Annotated in this window: 14 protein-coding genes; 9 read left to right on the top strand and 5 right to left on the bottom strand. The window is 52.0% G+C overall.

Annotated features, from left to right (window positions below; genetic code table 11):
- Positions 1-58: 58 nt before the first annotated feature.
- The 3 genes from E5C26_RS12130 to E5C26_RS12120 form a co-directional block, all read right to left on the bottom strand.
- Positions 59-982, bottom strand: a complete 924-nt coding sequence (locus E5C26_RS12130; RefSeq protein WP_135316526.1) for a substrate-binding domain-containing protein — start codon at positions 980-982, stop codon at positions 59-61.
- Positions 983-1076: 94 nt separating this feature from the next.
- Positions 1077-1856 carry a TIM barrel protein gene (locus E5C26_RS12125; RefSeq protein ID WP_135316525.1) on the bottom strand — a complete coding sequence of 260 codons (780 nt, stop codon included), beginning with the start codon at positions 1854-1856 and terminating at the stop codon, positions 1077-1079.
- Positions 1856-2872 carry a Gfo/Idh/MocA family oxidoreductase gene (locus E5C26_RS12120; protein WP_135316524.1) on the bottom strand — a complete coding sequence of 339 codons (1017 nt, stop codon included), beginning with the start codon at positions 2870-2872 and terminating at the stop codon, positions 1856-1858. The genes E5C26_RS12125 and E5C26_RS12120 overlap by 1 nt, the downstream gene beginning before the upstream one ends.
- Before the next feature lie 194 nt (positions 2873-3066).
- Here E5C26_RS12120 and E5C26_RS12115 point away from each other — a divergent pair, with 194 nt between their 5' ends.
- Positions 3067-5025 carry a sigma-54-dependent Fis family transcriptional regulator gene (locus E5C26_RS12115; protein ID WP_135316523.1) on the top strand — a complete coding sequence of 653 codons (1959 nt, stop codon included), beginning with the start codon at positions 3067-3069 and terminating at the stop codon, positions 5023-5025.
- A gap of 59 nt (positions 5026-5084) precedes the next feature.
- Here E5C26_RS12115 and E5C26_RS12110 read toward each other — a convergent pair whose 3' ends face one another.
- Together E5C26_RS12110 and E5C26_RS12105 are read right to left on the bottom strand one after the other, a co-directional pair.
- Positions 5085-7442 (bottom strand): TonB-dependent receptor domain-containing protein, encoded by a 2358-nt coding sequence (locus tag E5C26_RS12110; RefSeq protein WP_135316522.1) that lies wholly within the window; start codon positions 7440-7442, stop codon positions 5085-5087.
- Positions 7443-7762: 320 nt separating this feature from the next.
- Positions 7763-9235: a serralysin family metalloprotease gene (locus E5C26_RS12105; protein ID WP_135316521.1), complete on the bottom strand. Its 1473-nt coding sequence runs from the start codon at positions 9233-9235 to the stop codon at positions 7763-7765.
- Between the two features lie 303 nt (positions 9236-9538).
- On the opposite strand from E5C26_RS12105, the gene E5C26_RS12100 reads away from it, so the two are divergent.
- The 8 genes from E5C26_RS12100 to E5C26_RS12065 all read left to right on the top strand — a co-directional run bounded on the left by E5C26_RS12100 (position 9539) and on the right by E5C26_RS12065 (position 17811).
- Complete coding sequence (locus E5C26_RS12100) at positions 9539-10033, top strand: TIGR00645 family protein (RefSeq protein ID WP_012145114.1); 495 nt, start codon at positions 9539-9541, stop codon at positions 10031-10033.
- 252 nt (positions 10034-10285) lie between these two features.
- Positions 10286-10741: a 3-hydroxyacyl-ACP dehydratase FabZ gene (gene fabZ, locus E5C26_RS12095; RefSeq protein WP_135316520.1), complete on the top strand. Its 456-nt coding sequence runs from the start codon at positions 10286-10288 to the stop codon at positions 10739-10741.
- A 37-nt stretch (positions 10742-10778) separates the two neighbouring features.
- On the top strand, positions 10779-11567 hold the full coding sequence (locus E5C26_RS12090; RefSeq protein WP_135316519.1) for a spermidine synthase: 789 nt from the start codon (positions 10779-10781) through the stop codon (positions 11565-11567).
- 56 nt (positions 11568-11623) lie between these two features.
- Entirely contained in the window at positions 11624-11818 is a 195-nt protein-coding gene (locus E5C26_RS12085; RefSeq protein ID WP_037415083.1) for a ribbon-helix-helix protein, CopG family, read from the top strand.
- Between the two features lie 601 nt (positions 11819-12419).
- Entirely contained in the window at positions 12420-12944 is a 525-nt protein-coding gene (locus E5C26_RS12080; RefSeq protein WP_135316518.1) for a hypothetical protein, read from the top strand.
- An 89-nt stretch (positions 12945-13033) separates the two neighbouring features.
- Positions 13034-14635, top strand: a complete 1602-nt coding sequence (locus E5C26_RS12075) for a Hint domain-containing protein (RefSeq protein ID WP_135316517.1) — start codon at positions 13034-13036, stop codon at positions 14633-14635.
- Between the two features lie 3 nt (positions 14636-14638).
- A complete protein-coding gene (locus E5C26_RS12070; RefSeq protein WP_135316516.1) occupies positions 14639-16390 on the top strand; it encodes a hypothetical protein in 1752 nt (583 codons plus the stop codon).
- Positions 16387-17811 (top strand): hypothetical protein, encoded by a 1425-nt coding sequence (locus E5C26_RS12065; protein WP_135316515.1) that lies wholly within the window; start codon positions 16387-16389, stop codon positions 17809-17811. The genes E5C26_RS12070 and E5C26_RS12065 overlap by 4 nt, the downstream gene beginning before the upstream one ends.
- Positions 17812-17832: the final 21 nt, after the last annotated feature.

Raw genomic sequence — 17832 nt, 5'->3', positions numbered from 1 at the left:
GGCCGATAAATGAAATAGCAACGCTTAATCACTCTACCGGCCGCCAGGATTTCTTCGCTTACTTCGAGTTGCCCGCCATAAATTGGGCCAGATTATCCCGGGTGATGATTTTATAAGGCACCCAGTTGTACGGCTCGGTTTTTTGCTTTTCCAGCAGCGCTTTGGTCACCTGCACCGCCCCGATGGCCTGCCCCTTGGCGTCCTGGAAGATGGTCAGGGTCATACCGCCATTTTTGATAAACTGCTGGCCGTCCGGGGTACCGTCAATGCCCGCCACCAAAATGGTTTTATTTTTAGCCTGGTTCAACGCCATGATGGCACCAATCGCCATTTCGTCATTGTTGGCGGCAATGGCGTCAATCGGACGGCCATTTAGCAACCAACCGGACACCACATCCACCGCCTCATTGCGCTGCCATTTGGCGGTCTGTTTTTCCAGCACCTTCATATCTTTATACTTGGCGATCACCGCTTCCACCGCACGCGTGCGTTCGCGAGCCTCTTCGTTGGACAGCGCCCCCATCAGGATCGCCACGTTACCGCGATAGTTCATCTGTTTCGCCAGGGCTTCCATCTGCATCTCACCGCCCGCCGCCGAGTCAGAGCCAACGTACGCCATCGCTTTGCCCAGTTTTACCTCTGGTTTGCGGTTGACAAAAATCAGTGGAATGTTGGCACGTTCGGCCGCATCCATCATCGGCTTAACGCCCTGGGTATCGACCGGATTGAGGATAATCGCGTCCACCCCGAGGTTGATAAAGTCATCCACCTGCTGCACCTGTAACGCCACGTCCCCTTTGGCATCGACAAACTGTCCGTCCATATTCAACTGCTTGAGTTCACTGACCATCTGCGAACGCAAGATAGAGACAAAGTTAAGATCGAAATTGGCCAGCGCTACGCCGACCTTATAGGTTTTCGCCTGGGCGCTGAAGGCCATGACCATGCTCAGCAGTATCAACAACAAGGTTTTGGTTTTCATGGTGACATCCTGTAGGTTGAGGTTTGTTTTTTTATTTAAATCAACGCATCACTGTTTATTCCGGGCAACAGGCCAATACCCGGTTTGCTTCGGTTTATAGGGTGAAATGGTCGCGGAACTGGTGCAGCGCCTCGGTGCTGTCACCGGATGCCCAGCCTTCCATCGCTACCACCCCCTGATAGCCGATTTCGTCCAACGCACGGGCGATGGCGCGGTAATTAATTTCGCCGGTACCGGGTTGTTTTCGCCCCGGCACGTCAGCCACCTGAATTTCACCGATTGCCGGGCCGCAGCGACGGATCAGCTCGATCAGGTTGCCTTCGCCAATTTGCGCATGGTAAAGATCGAGGTTCATCTTCAGCCCCGGTCGATTAACTGCCTCCACCAAGGCCAAAGTATCGTCAGCTTTGGCAAAAGGCGTACCCGGGTGATCCAACGGCAGGTTGAGGTTTTCCAGCGTGAAAACTTTACCGGCCTGTTCCCCCATTTGTGCCAATCGGTTTAACGTATTGGCCGCCTTCAGCCACATCGCGCCCGTCACCACCGCCACCGGTTTCACCGGCAGCCCCTGCGAGTCCAGGCCGGTGCCGTGCAGATTCAGGCTAGGGCAGTTCAAGCGTTGCGCCACCGCCAGCGACTGCTCAGCGCTTTGCAGCAGTTGAGCGATTTCCTCTTCGTCGGTCAGGTTGCCGCTGAGATAACCGGTCATCGAAGTAAAGCGCGCTCCGGTAGCCACCAAGGCATCAAGGTCTTTATTGGCCCAGTTCCAGATTTCAACGCCGAAACCCAGCGCATCAATACGCACCACGCGTTCGACAAACGGCAAGTCGAGAAACACCATTTCTGCGCAAACGGACAGCTGAAAACTCGCCATTATTGATCCCCCAACCTGATCGGTTTGCCCTGCTGTACCGACGCTATACAGGCCAGTGCGATTTCCAATGCATTGCGCGCATCCTGCCCCGTCGCCCGTGGCTTTTGTCCTTGTTGAATGCATTGAGCGAATTCGGTCAGCTCCGCCACGTAGGCGTCGTGCAGCAAATCGGTATCCTGGCGCGAAGTCTCAATGGCGATACCCCCGGCGTGATAACGCACGCAGTTGTTTAAATTGATATTGCCCGCCTGCAACATGCCTTGACTGCCAAACACTTCACCGCGTACGTCATAACCGTAAACCGCCTGGAAATTAGCCTCGGCAGTGGCGATAGCGCCGTTATCAAAGCGAATGGTAACCACTGCCGTATCCAGCAACCCCTTGTCCTTGAAGTCAGGACGCACCAGCGCATCCGCCAGGGCGTAAACCTCTACGGGTCTGGCTCCGGGGTTGAAATGCAGCAAGGTGTCAAAATCATGGATCAGGGTTTCCAGAAAGATGGTCCACGCAGGGATCGGTGCCGGATCGCGCAACTGCGGATCTCGCGTTACCGAGCGGGACAACTGGGTGGTGCCATTTTCGCCCGACTTGACGGCAGCAATGGCCGCGGCAAAACCGGTAACAAAACGGCGGTTAAAGCCTACCTGCAGCACCACACCCGCCTGATTGGCGGCGGCGATGGCGCAATCTGCCTCCTCCAGCGTGACGGCCATCGGTTTTTCACAGAATACGTGCTTACCCGCCCCGGCCGCCGCTATCACCCATTGTGCATGGGTCCGCGCCGGAGAAGCGATAACTACGGCATCAATGGTCGGGTCATCCAGCATCGCCTGCAAATCGCTATGGGCCTTAACACCCAGACGTTCCGCCAGCCGCTGCGCGGCCCCTGGTAACGGATCGGCTACCGCGACCAGCACCGCGCCCGGCACACGCCGCGCCAGCGACTCTGCATGGAAACTGCCCATGCGGCCTGCACCAATCAGACCAACACGCAGGGTTTGGGGTAAATGACTCATCTTGATTCCTTATGTGGGTAACGCCCTCACGGGCAACAGAGTTCACCAGGGGTATTGCAAAGGGGATGCCAGCTTAAAACCCGGGGAATTTGTGAGGCGTTGCACAGATAGCCATAACAAAGTGACAACTAAATTGACATGTCAATTTCACATGTCAATAAAATGGACATTACATTCCAACACGGAGTTGCCCGATGCACACCGCCGCCGGCCTGCTGCCAATCAAAGATGAGAGCGACCCGATCTTCAGTCTGCCCGAAGGGCCGGAGGCCAGTGAATGGGACAGCCTGTTTTGGCAAGGCTGGCAAGCATTTAACGAAGGGGGGCAGCCGGGCTGGATCCGCAAGTCAATCTTGCAATCATGGCGGCGCTCGCGCGAGTACGGTATTGACCCCGATGAGTTTGTCTATCACGCACCGCCGGCAGAGCAACTACAGGCCATCCTATTGCACAACGCCGGGCTGATTGGCGTGGCACGCAGCATCATGGAAAATCTGTTGGCCTACAACCCCGACGGACACATCAATCTGACCGATGCCAACGGCGTCACCCTCCACTACTGCGGTGCGGACATGACGCCGGTCGGCAGTATTCTGCGTGAAGAGGTTCAGGGCACCAACTGCACTGCGCGCTGCTTGCTGGAACAGCGCCTGGTGTATGTGTTAAGCGGCGAAAACTGGAAGATGGGTCTGCGGCAACGCCATCGCCAGTGCGCCGCCGCACCGGTACGTGACGCCGAGGGAACGATGATTGGCGTGCTGACGCTCACCGCTACGCCGGATAACTTCAATGCCCACACGCTGGGCACCGTGCAGGCAGCGGCGGAGGCCGTCGGTCAACAGCTCAAGCTGCAGCGACTGTTGGCCGAACAGCAGTCCATTCTGGAAACCCTGAATGAAGGCGTGATGGTTTGCGATCGCCAGGGCCGCCTGAAAACCGTCAATCGCTATGCCCGCCAGATTTTTGACGCTCTGGAGCCGGGCAACGAATCGATCGATGACCTGCTGCGCCCGCAGTCCGGCTCGCTGCTGACCATGCCATTTTGTAACGATCGTGAAATGGTGTTTATGCCAGCCGGTAAACCGGCCCTCTCCTGCGTGATTTCATTGATGCCCGCGCCGGATGAGGGTCGGGTGCTTTCAGTACGTGAAAATCAGCGTATCCGTGCCATTACTCGCCGCGTAATGGGGGTTAGCGCCAGCTATACCTTTGAGATGATATATGGCCATTCCAGCCGTATGCGTGAGGCCATCATGCAGGCGCGCACCTGCAGTCGCAGTGACAGCACGGTACTGCTGACCGGCGAAAGCGGCACCGGCAAGGAGTTGTTCGCCCAGGCGATCCACAATGCCGGCGGGCGTTGCAACGAACCCTTTGTCGCCGTCAACTGCGGTGCCTTACCGCGCGATTTGGTGCAGAGCGAACTCTTTGGTTATGTGGACGGTGCCTTTACCGGATCGCGCCGTGGTGGCTCTGCCGGCAAGTTCGAACTGGCGGACGGGGGCACCCTGCTGCTCGATGAAATTGGTGAAATGCCGCTGGAAGCGCAAACCAGTCTGTTGCGGGTGCTGCAGGAAAGCGAAGTGCTACGCATTGGGGCGGCGCAGCCGGTAAAAGTGAATGTGCGCATCATTGCCGCCACCCATTGCGACCTGGTGCAAGCGGTGGAGACAGGCGCCTTTCGCCGCGATCTCTATTACCGTTTGAACGTGCTCTCGATCCCGGTTCCGCCGCTGCGTGAACGCCGGGACGACATCGCCGGACTGGTCAACGGCTTTATTCACAAACTCAGTACGCGGCTGAAAAAAGTCCCGCCGCAGGTTTCACCCCCAGCGATGGCCTGCCTCAACGCCTGGCATTGGCCGGGCAACGTGCGCGAACTGGAGAACCTGGTGGAGCGGATGGTAAACCTGTGTGAAGGATTACTGATTGACGTAGGTGACCTGCCCGAGGATATCCGCCGCATTGCCCCTGAACCGGCTCCTATTCCCTCAAGCCGGCTGGAAGACAATGAACGCGCTCATATCATTCAGGTGATTGAAGCCAATGGCGGCAATTTGAGGCAGGCCGCCCAGATACTCGGGCTGTCACGCACTACGCTGTACAACAAAATCAATAAGTGGCAGATCGATTTGACGCGGCTTCGCCCCTGAGTGCAGCAATGATATTGCCGCCCTTCGGATGAAAGACGGCGTTGGCATTAAGTTTAAGCTTAGAAATCGACGTTGACACCTAGCTGGAAGGTTTTTCCCGGCATCACAGCCAACGCATTATCATAAGCATCCTGATTGGTTGAGTCCGTGAGTTCACGACTGCTCAGGTAATCGCGGTATTTTCTGTCGGTGATGTTATACATGCCGCCACTCAGCTTCACATTGCGGGCTACCTGCCAGTAGGCAGACATGTCCACCAGACCGTAACCCGGCACGCGCAGATACTCGGTCGTCGCGTCGGTGAGTGTGCTGCCGCTGGCGTTGCTATAGCTTTCACGATTGGTGGCCGTCGCCTGCTTGCCTTTAACAAAGGTCGCGGTAACTGCCGCCCCGTAACGTTTCGCCGGATCATCCCACGCCACGCCCACAATCGCCTTCATTGGCGCTACGCTATCGATATCGACATATTTATCGCCGGAGTAGCTGGACTTGGATTTACCTTGGTTATACCCCAGCGCAAAATTCGCGCTCAGCCCGTTAACCTGCTCAAACCAGGTGCCAAAATTCAGACGGGTGCTGACTTCACCTCCGTAGATGTAGGCCTTGTCGCGGTTTTCTGCCTGATAAATCGTGTAAATATTGGCCGGCACATTGCTGAATTTTCCCGGACTGGTGGCTCGCTGGTAGCGAGTATAGGCAATGAAGTTTTTATAGGTGTTGTAGAACAGTGACGTACGCATCGTTACGCCTTCCACCACTTCGCCCTTTACACCCCATTCCAGGTTGTTGCTGGTCTCGGTTTTCAGATCGGCACTACCGATCAACGCATACTGAGCCGTACCCGCATAGCTGGAACCGAGGTTCCAGGAGCCATAAAGCTGGCTGGCATTCGGGAATTGCGCCCCGCGCTTGTACTGCAGATAAGTCATTAACGCCGGGGTGATATCGTATTGGAAGCTCAGTGACGGCAATACCTGGGTGTCGGTGTTGCTTTTGCCGTACAGCGTTTCCAACTCGGACTCCGTCAGCACCGTGCTGCCGGTGGTCAGGCTGCTCAGATCCTGCGGTTTCGTACTCTGGTGAGCCACGCGTACACCCGGCACCACGGTAAAAGCGTGACTGTCGAGATCAAACTGGATCCGGTCTTGCACAAAGCCACCCAACACGTAGCTACGGCTGTTTGATTCCGGCTGCATAATGGCGCTGAATGCACTGGGGGCAGGTTCTTCACGGAATGGCCGCTTGGTATCGGTAACTCGCCCATTGAGTCCACCACTCAGCGTATGCCGGCCCAATGTTTTGGCGACCTGTGTTTCAAAACCGTAGGTATTGACGTTGTAGTCGGAGTAAACCCGCTCCATGCTGCCGGTACTGGTCGGCATGTAGGTGTTGTCATGCGCCTGGGTTTGCTGGTAGTAGGCTTTCGATGTCAGGGTGTCGATGAAATCATTGTACGGTGTCCATTCGTCTTTCAGGCTGACACCCCAACGACGCGTATTACTCTGCTGCTGTGCGGTACCCAGGATGGTGCTGCCAGCCGAGTTCCAACTGTCGTAATGGGTATGGTTGGTTTTGTCGTAATAATCCACCGTACCGGTGAACTTATGTTCGTCGTTCGGCTGCCAGATACCAGAGGCCATTAGCGCATTTGAATGCCAGTTAGCCGGATAAGCGTCGTGAGTACCGCTGTTGTTACGCGTTTCCTGACCGTCACGACGGCTATAAACAAACACCCCACGCAGTTGCTCGTCCCCTGCGGCGGCGGTAATACCGTTATGCCAACTGCGATTGGCAGAGTCGTAATCGCTTTGGTAACCAAAGTAAGTCGGTTTGGTCGGTGACAGATACTGATCCGCCGACTTCGGTGAGAACGACACCGCACCACCGATTGAGGTATTACTGCGTTCGGTGGCGGTGGCCCCCGACTCGATATCCACCTGGCCGTATATGTAAGGATCAAGATAGTCGCGACCAATGCCAAAAGTATTGAGGCCGGCACGACTGACATAACTGCGTCCGGTGGCATCCGGTTGCGGAATACCGTCGACATCCAACCCGACGCGGTTGCTCTCTAACCCACGGATGTTATAACCGGTGTAGCCACTGCGATCAAACCCGCTTTTGCCTGAAGAGGAGCCTCCGCTGACGCCGGTGGCACTAATCAGCGGTTCATAACGCATAATCGAACCGAAATCATTGCCCCCTTTCTTTTGCATATCTTGCGCAGTGATCGTGGTTATTGTTCCGGCTTTCTTCTCAATGACGGGGGTAACGACCGTTATTTCCTCCTCATTTTGCGTGTTTTTTTCTATTAAGGTTTTATTTACTTCGGCATTGGCATTAAAACCGGTGGCGAACAACGTCCCCCACAGGACTGACCGCCCGATAATCCCCTGATAATTAAAAGCTCTGCACATGTGTAAACCCTGCATTAATTATTAGTATTCGCTCGCAGTTGCTTCTCCCCTCGATACATAACCAAGGGCAATAATATTAATAAAATGTAACAATGCTAGAATGAGGGTCTTTCTACGTAGACCTTACGCCACGAATGATAATGATAACGCTTATCACAAGCAATGCTATTGTGGTGATATTGAATATATTCCCGACAAATCCCCTGTTATTTACCAAATCCTTACAACGCAGCGCAGACACTGGGACAGAGAGAAGAGGCTCAGGAGGGATGACGAATGAAGACCTTAAAAAACGGTGGGCGTAACCCACCGTGACTGATTTAAACAATAAAGTCGGTGGCAGTATTCGCTTGCCCGACAATATTAATCAGGAAGTCCGGAGTGGCCTGGCCATTTATATTTATAGCCAACTCACTTAAATCACTTTGTGAATTATAGGTTAGCAATGCCTCTCCCGCCTGGCCGCTAAAAGCGTCGACGAAATGAATAAACCCTGCGCCATTATCACCATGATTAAAGAAGGACAGATCGATTTTGTCGATGCCGGTTTCAAAATCCAGAATTTTATCTGGGGATTTGAACGGCGAATCACTCACCGCAGAGAAAACAAAGATATCTTTGCCGCTGCCGCCGAATAGCTGATCTTGCCCGCCGCCACCGTAAATAACGTCATTACCCGCACCACCATGGAGAATATTGGCCGCATCATTGCCGACAATTACATCATTACCTGAACCACCAATGGCATTTTCAATCACAGCACCAACGGCGATGGAAACATTGCCCTTCAACCCGCCAACGTCAGAGAAGGATCCTTCCGTCAGATTGATGCGTTGGTTCTGCGTATAGCCAGAGAAATCAAGCGTGTCGTTACCGCCTGCATCCCAGACAGAGAACACCAGCTTCTGGTTGCTGTCCGTCAGCGTGTAGAAATCCCGCCCGGTATTGGAATTGAATCCGTACACCGTGTCCCCGGTGCGCGTAGTGGTATTGGCGCCATAGAGATACTGAATCGCGGCAATATCGTCAACCAGCGGCGCGGCAGCAAAATGACCACCGTTATCACCGCCGGTGAGTGACTCGTTCCAATAGCTCATTACGCTGAATTGACGCGTGTCCTCGGCATAATTCGCCATGCTGTAGTTGGGTGGATTATTTTCATCGGCATTATATTTTCCAGGATGATCCAGACCCAGCGTATGCCCCAGTTCATGGGTAATGCTCAGGCGGCCATAGTTACCCAATTCAGGATGCAGGTTGGCGTAAACCCCATCACGGGGATCTGCATAATCGTAATTGATGTTGAACCAGCTTTGACCATCGGTATTATGTCCACGATAGTCGTTACCCGCCCCGCTGAATGGCTTAATTGCATAAGCCTGGCCAGAACCCTCATAATTTCCGAAGGTTATATTGGACTTTTGAACCGGGGCAACTTCAACAAACTTAAGGTTAGCTACATCAGCCCAGGATTGCAGCGACAGCTTGGCCTGAGCTTTTTGCTCTGCGGTAAAGGCGCTAAGGCCGGTATCTTGATTATTGGTGCCAAATCGGAAATTTAAATTACTCTGATTATAGTCCCAGTCAGGGAACGAATAAGTGACGGTGGCACCTTTGCCGGTGACATGAATGCCATTCCAGGTCTGCTCACTACGCGCTATTTGTTTCCCAGCCTCTTCCACGCCAAAAGAAGGCTTATTATTGATGATTAAATCATTTCCTCTATTATGATAATTCAGCAAATCATTAACATCATCCCAACCGCTGGTCTTTCCATTTAGGGAATTGTCCATGTCCATCTCCAGTAGGTTAATTCATTTCCGTTATATAGAAATAAAATTTCGATATATAGAATTACCGCAACATCATATCGCAGCATTTAAATGCTAGTATGATTCTCAGATACCTCAATATATTTTGATGAAATAATTCATCGCGGCGTAATCATCTTTTTAATATCCAATTATTAGTGCGAATAACCCAACGCCGCCGACCAGGGATAATCCAGGGCGTTGCCCCTCAATCGCGCCACTTGCCAGTTGCCAGGCCTGTTGCGCTATACTGTGGCCCACTTTTTGTAACGAACTCAGAAGACTATGGAACGCTTTCTAGAAAATGCCATGTACGCCTCTCGCTGGCTACTTGCCCCGGTTTACTTCGGCCTGTCGCTGGCCTTGCTGGCGCTGTCGATAAAATTCTTCCAGGAGATCATCCACGTTCTGCCAAACATTTTCGCCATAGCCGAGGCGGATCTGGTTCTGACGCTACTGTCGCTGATAGACATGGCACTGGTAGGCGGATTACTGGTGATGGTGATGTTCTCGGGCTACGAGAACTTTGTTTCGCAACTGGATATCAGCGACGACAAAGAAAAGCTGAGCTGGTTGGGCAAAATGGACTCCACTTCGCTAAAGAGCAAAGTGGCCGCATCCATTGTTGCCATTTCATCCATCCACCTGCTGCGGGTGTTTATGGATGCCAAGAACGTGCCGGACAATAAGCTGATGTGGTATGTAATCATCCACCTCACCTTTGTGCTTTCCGCCTTTGTGATGGGCTATCTCGATAAACTGACACGCGACAAAAAATGATCCCCCATTAGCCGTCACCCTTTGCTGACGGCTAATCCCTTCCTGTTTAAACTTAATATTAATCAATGGATTGAGTCGAATTTTAAAATCTTCTTTTTAGTGACATTGTCACCAATAAACCTTTATCCACTTATAGGCCTAATTTCACTTGGTGCATCAGATGATAATAACATTATAATGTTATTACACTTCGACAGGCACAGACACCAGCACAAGCTGAGCTTTGTCCCGCTGACAGGACCCTAATCAATCATGCCGCTCAATGGTAAACCACTACAGTTTCAGGATGTTCAATCTATCCTGCCGCACCGCTTCCCCTGTCTGCTGGTTGACCGCATTGTGCCTGACGGCACTGCCGTTGCCGAAGGCCGCTTGAGTGCCATTAAAAATATCACTGCCAATGAACCAACCTTCTGGACTGGCCACCACCAGACCACGGTGTTTCCCGGCATATTAATGGTGGAGGCGCTGGCACAGACCACTGGCTTGTTGGCTCATTACTTCCTCAGCCCGCTATTACCCGGTGAACATTACTATTTTGCCGCCATTCATCACGCTCGTTTCTATCGCTCGGCGCGGCCTGGCGATCAGCTCCGTATGGATGTCGCCTTTGTCCGACAGCGCTCCGGCCTTGCCCGCTTTACCGGGCGTGCCACGGTAAATGGCCGCCGTATCTGTACCGCCGAGTTTATGTGCGCTCGTAAGTAGCACCACCGTTTTTTGATGGAGGCTTAAAGAAATTACTATGTCTATGGTTGATAAGCTGCTCAATAGCCTGGATTTTTCTCCTCGCGGTCAGGTGATTGCCCGCGAGCAAGACCACTGCGGTGAAATTATTGTCTCTGACCACAAGGGCTACCGAACCCTGCGTTTTGACGGTATCTGCGAGCAGAGCAAAATGTGTATCGACGCGCCACAGGTACCGGTTCACAACTACATCAAAACCATGCTGATGGCGGTGGCCTGGCAGCCACCTTCGGCAGCGCTGATCCTGGGATTGGGTGGCGGCGGTCTGGTGCGGGCATTGCATGCCTATGACCCCAGTATGCTGCTGGAAGTGGTAGAACTGCGCGAGGCGGTGGTTTCTGTTGCGCAAAGTTACTTCACCTTACCCACCGACGAAACGGTTGTCTTGCGCATTGCTGATGCGGGCGATTTTTTACGAGCCCCGGTAACCCGGCTGTATGATTTGATCTTTTCCGATCTCTACAGCGCTTTCAGCATGGATCCGCAACAGGGTACGCAAAGCTTTCTTCAGCGCTGTGCCGGACGGCTTTCACCACAAGGTTGGCTGGTGCTGAACTACCATGAAGTGCCCGATGAAGACTCACTGCTGTACCACAGTTTGCACCGGGTATTTAACAGCGTGTTGTACTGTGTTGCGCCCAGCGGCAACGTGATTATCTATGCCACATTGGCTGAAATCGAGACGCCGCTAAACCTGCTGCGCCAGCTTAGTGCTGAAGTCGGGCCGAGTTTTAACTGTGACCTCGGCTACCTGTCACGCAAGATTGAACGCTTGCACTTTAGCTAAGTCGGTACTGCCCTTTTACTGTTGTCATTTGATTATTATTCTCTGGAGCCACCATCATGGAAAAGAAAACGGCACGTCTGACCGTACTCATTGATCCTGATAAGAAAAAAGCGTTGGAAGAGCTGTGTTTGCAGCAGGACGTCACCCCCTCCCAGGTGATCCGCCAGCTGATACGCGACTATCTGCATAAACACCAGGTGGAGTATCCGAGCCAGCCGACCCACTCGAATCCGCGCGTGGATAACGTCTGACACGCCAAAAGCGCTGCGCCAACCCACCACTGTTCCCAGTGGGACACCCAGCGACAGCACTATTGGCGCTCCAACCGTACCTGATGGCATCGACGCTAAAGTGTTCACCGGAACAATCTGGCGAACACTTTGGCAAATCATCGCCCTTCCATATCATTAGCAAAGTATAAATATCATTACCCAACTAATATGATGACTATTTCAACTGTTTAATTAACTATTCACAACCTTTATGATTAAAGAAATTCCTATCACACAATTAATTGCTTAGCTAAGTGTCATGAATTATTTTAACAACTCTAAAAAGACTTTATCACCCTTGCCGTTCAATTCATTGATTTAATGAAATTAAAGATCGGAAGTCGCGAAACAAAAACAAAACCCTCCTGTTTATTTGATTCTTTAAATAAATTTTTCTTTATTTTTTTAACGCTGTGATTTGCTTGGTTATCTCAATGCAAACAAAAAAATACTTCATTTATTTTTAAGTGTCAGTTGATTTTTTAGTCGCCATTGCTATTGTTGAAGTTGAGTAATTCATCGCTCCCGACCCGAAAAATAAATTCTATTTTTATACTCACCAATGTATAAGGACCAGACCATGCCGATTAAAAAATACGTCATTCTTGACAGCAATCCGGCTGCTGTTGGGAATGATGACTTTATTCTATTAGGTTTGAAAAATGAAGGTTTTGCCAGAGGTTGCCCAATGTTATTTGGCGGAACTGCTGATGCCAAAGACGGCCCGGTTGACGGCAAGAACTTTGCCTTAAACGTTATCAAAAGAGAGACCTGGGAAGAAACCCTGCATAATATTGAAGTTCAGCAAGTTGTTCGCTATAAAGTTTTTCCCAATGATATTACTTTCTATACCAGCAAGGTATTTACCTTCACTGGTACAGTAGCGCTTGGCGGCGAGTTCGCCTGGATACGTAAAGTCAGCAAGGGAAAATTAAAAACCTATTTTAAAAACAAGCCCTCTGCCACCAAAGATATGTTTGCTCAAGAACTGTATGCCATGACGCAGGACCCTCATATAGATCCTACCGATGGTCAATTCGGAGAATACCTTGGTTCCGACACGCTGAGTGCCATTTACGCTTATTGCAAAGAAACCTGTAAATAAATTATTAATCGTTTAATTAGCTATGGTTTTATTCATTGCCACCATCGCTTACGCACGTTTATGTCTGAAACTTATTGGGTGCTGATATTATGATCACACAAGGTTATACGTCAGATGAGAAGACTATTGTTAAAAATGTCATCAGCAAGTATAGCAATGCCGGTTTGTTTATTATTGAGCCCGGCGATCCTTTGCTGGTCAGCTTTTACGATATTCAATTAAAACTTGCCGGTCTTACCACGGGCAATACTCCGCAGTTTACTCAATGCTGGCAACAGACAAAACGGCTTAAACTCAGTACCGGCCGGTTGAGCGATGCCGGTAATGGCTCCGCTCAACCGGTTTACAGTATCGTCAGGCTGGACTCTACCGACGGTCGAACTTATCGCGCCAATGCCATAGGTTCCCTGCCTGTCTCGGCGACTAACGTCACGCAGACCCTTGGGTTGTTTGACGGTGAAGCCGGCAATGTCGGGCAGGTTAACTACAACCAGGCCTATGTCTACGCCGCAGACTGCACCCTGAGTGCCGACGGGGTTTATCCGGGTAGCCAGATTTCTGCAGATTATCCGGTCACGGTGATTTATACCTTTGCTCAGACTATCGGTAACCAGACGGTGTACGGGGCAGAAATCATTACCAGCCAGAGTTATCCGAAAATTATCTATAATGAATCACCGCGGAGTCTTATTAATACAAATGAAATCAAGATCTGCCTAACCCGCGATGAGGCCGACTGTGATTACCGCAATAATTATGACGGTTCGGTCAGGGTACCTATTAAAGGCAATATTACCTACCTGGGGAAAATTGAGCTCAACGGGGGGCAGCCTGTTAAAGCCAGTAATACCATTTATTTGATACGTACTCGTGCCGGCGGCGATCCTGTCACCCCTTTCGCCAACTACAATATTTTCAATTCAGCCAACACCAGAATTAATGGTGACAATATCTCCTGGGATCTGGACTGGCTAAGATTCAATCAGGTTGACTTTGAATCCGGCGAATGGGTTTATTATGTTTTCAAAGTCATTCTCAATGTCGACGGAAAAAGCATTGCGACCTTTATCACCAACGCTCCTAAAAGCCTTGAGCCTGACCAACGTTTTCTAAACACAGAATCATTAAAACCAATGCGTATTGTTTATGGTTGTCTGGCTGAGAACACAAAAATCCTGATGCAGGATGGCAGGGAAAAAATGATTTCCGAGCTTGCTGTCGGTGAGTCCGTATTATCGAAAAACAATATACCGCTCAGAATTGAAGCCATCACTACTGGCCAGGAACGTAATTTCATCGAAATAACCGTAAAAAACAACAAAGGTGAAATAAAAAACATTACCTCCAGTCTTGGCCACCCGTTTATTACTTCAGCCGGCGTGGTGATTGCTCGTGAATTAAACCATTCAACCAAATTAATCACTTTGGATAGTGAGTGCGAAATTATAAGCCTCGTGCAACAGCAAGGCGACCTGAAGGTGTATAACCTGCAACTAACGGCTGTGACTCCCGCTGAGCAGGATCAGTACGACGACAACACCCTGTATGCCAACGGCATATTGGTCGGTGACCTCCAGATGCAACGTATCTATGAGGATGAATATTACCAGCGCCCGGCGAATATCCTGAGCAAACTGCCAAAAGAATGGCATCAGGATTATCACAACCATCTCAACGCGGCGGGTAAATAACTCATGTATCAGGGCTACCCGGATTTTCAGCAGATTATCATTAGCGATCAACTTAGGTTTATCGCTACCTACCAACAGAATGATGGCTATTTCTTATACCCGGACTCCGTCAGTATTCTGGTTGCGGATCCACTGGCTTTCTCGCTTGATATTGTTCGCAGCCCCAGCACCGACAGTATTTACGGTTGGCTGAATTTCACTACCGAACTGCAGTATGCCGCAGGCCAAAGTCTGGTGAATTTCAAGCAGCAACACCCGGATAAAGCGGTGAAGGTGTTGCCGGTGTTACCCGGCAGCCTGGGCTTTGACGTGCCGATTGAGTATCACAGCGCCCTTCGCGGGCAAAGCTATGACGCCACCTGGTATTCGGCTCAGTGTATCCAGTTTATTATTTTGCTGAACTCGGCCAGTACCCAGCTGATTGAGAAAACCCTGCTCGACGATACCCTCGGTTTTAATGCCCGGCTGGACGGCTTTGTTGAGGGGGTATCGCCGCGCCTGGCGTATTCCGTCGAGTTTGATCCCCGCGCGCTGATGCTGCTCCTGACCGACGGAGCCAAAGGCACACCTCTGGTTAACGATGACCGGGTAGCCTTTGACTATGGCCTGCTGACGCAATATATCTACCAAAATCTGGCGTTGCTGCCGCTGCAAATCAGCCCCCCCTTGCCGGAGAACCAGCCCGAGGAAAATCTGCTTTTCAGCCAGACGTTCCTTGACCGACTCTACAATCTGTTGGGCTCTGCCTACGCAGGTCCCGCATCCAGCAATACGGCGATGATCACCCTGCGGGTACCGGCTCAAGGCGGCCGGGTGATCTTTAAACTCGACTCGGTGGTGCTGAGCCAGCGCCCGCTGTGCTTTATTTTGGATCCTTTCGCCGCCGCACAGCAAATTGCCAAAGTCTCGCCCGAGACCATTATTCACCGCACTACCGCCCCGCCAATTCCACAGGGTGAACGGGAGATAGACGTTTTCTACGCCTTCCCGCTGGGGCTGAAAAGCAACGTCACTATAGATATTCAACTTACCGTGCCACCGGGGGATATTTACCCGCTGGAACAGAGCCAAACCCAGGTGTTGCGCTCCGATCAGAGCCGGTTGAGCTTCCGTTTTTTTACCAGCTCACTGGAGACCGAACCCTTCTTCTACCAAATCCGGGTTAATTATCCGCAGGATGGCGACTGGCGCACGCTAAGCGGTGAACGACAATCGTGCGAACAACAGGCTCTGGTGCTCGATTACGCCGCGTTACCCTGCCAGTTCCTGACCATCAATATTGATCCGGGTTTTGCCCGGGAAAGCCGAATTAGCGGGCTTTATCATTCTGCCGGCTGGCAGCAGGATTTGGCCTTGACCGCCGCCGCCCCCTACTTCAGCTGCCCGATCCTCGGTGAAGAAACCTACGCCGAAGCAACCGCCTATCAGCTTGCCGGCAGCGGCGTCGTGCCGCTGCCGATGCCGATGACCCAGCCCACCACCATCGGGGCTTACAGCTTCCCGCAGTTTGGCTCACAACGAGCGCGGATCACCGTCATTCTGCCCACTAAAATGCTCAAAGCCACGGTGCTCTTTCAAGCCCAGGGCACCGACCGCACTACGGAGCATACCTTCACCCACCAACAGAACAGTTTCGATTACCTGTGGACGGTCACTTCTATCTTTGCCTGCGGATTCCGCTACCAGCCCCCTTCGGGCCAATGGTCGGCGTATGTGACCGGCGATCAATCGATTGATATCAAAGGTGAAAAATGAACGCTGAAGATTTGAATCCTCAACAAACGCTACAGAACTTTTTCCTGCTTGGCCGAGCTTTCGCTTTCCACGACCAAACACAGCCGCCGGAATGTTACACCTATGGCAGCTTTACCCCGCAGGTGGTGCTGGAAGGCAAGGTCAGCGCGCTGCATTTGCTGACCAGCCCCGGTGGCGGCCTGGCGACCTTTATCGCGCCCAATCTGCCGGTGGATACCGCAGCAATTGAAGCCTATATCCGCCAGCATTTCATCCCTGCGCCAGGGAAAATCAGCCTGCAACAGGGCGACATCCGTCAGTCGTTGTTTTTGCGCTTTGTCCACCAGCCGGAGTCAGGCAGTTATAACGTTGAATTCGAACAGTCAAAAATGCCGCTAACCCATGCCGAAGCCGCCCTGCTGGACAACGCCATTCGCGGAGCAAAAAACCAGGTTTATCTGGCGACTCACAGCCGGTTTAGCGTTAGCAGCCGCGTTGCTGCCAGGTTGGAAACCGACTGGGTGGCATTTCTAACCCTGGCCTTCGAACAGCAGGCACGCCAGCCGGAAGCCATTGCCATTTTGCTTAATCAGCAAATTGACGCCGGAGTGATCATCCTGCTGGAACAGTTCGATAACGATCCTTCGCAACAGACCCGCGAACTGGTCAGAAACGCACTGGTGAATACCGCAGCACTGCTGGTCAGCAATACGCTGCGTAACATCCATTCCATCGATGAGATCCCCAGCAAGATCAACTACGACGTCAGCTACAGCAATAGCGTGCCGCAACGCTATTTGCTGGCTCAGCAGCAGGATATTGCCGCCTTGCTTGGCCAACTGCCCGCCGACAGCATTATCACTTTTACGCCGACGCCGTTGCCCGAACCTACCCGGCCGGACAAGCCGATAAAACACCGCGAATGCGTGGTGAGTCTGGGGTTCAATCCCAAGAGTTTTAACATCATGTCGATCGAGCTGCGTTATGCCCAGTCGCAAACGCCGATGCAGTGGCCCAGCTTCCCCCCGGTCACCTTGAAAACCACTGAGGAGGTCAGCGTTATCACCCTCAAAGTGACGTTTTCCGACTACACCAGCTATGAAAGCCAACTCGGCTGGCAAGACAGCCTGGCGCTCACCCCGCAGGACCTGGGGTTCTATAGCCTGCTGTTTGAGGCCGAACAGCTGAAGGCGAAATTTAAGTCGATTAGCGGCACCGCCACTTATCAGCCGGCAGGTCAGGCAAAAAAACAAAACTTCAGCTTTTCATTTGCCGCCCAGCAGTGGCAGGCCAACTGGTGGATTAATGCCCATGCCGCCGGTTTAAACGGCCGCGTTGACTACCAATGGCAAGGCAAACTCGACTCGATATTCCCCAAAACCTACGACTCTGGCCCGCTACAGGCCAGCGCCAGCCCCGTCAAACTGCAATACAACAAGTGACATAAACAAGAGGAACACCCT

The organism is Serratia proteamaculans, assembly GCF_004684015.1.
GTDB classification, from domain to species: domain Bacteria; phylum Pseudomonadota; class Gammaproteobacteria; order Enterobacterales; family Enterobacteriaceae; genus Serratia; species Serratia proteamaculans_F.
The sequence above is the reverse complement of the archived record's forward strand: the minus strand, read 5'-3'. Positions and strand labels throughout refer to the sequence as shown.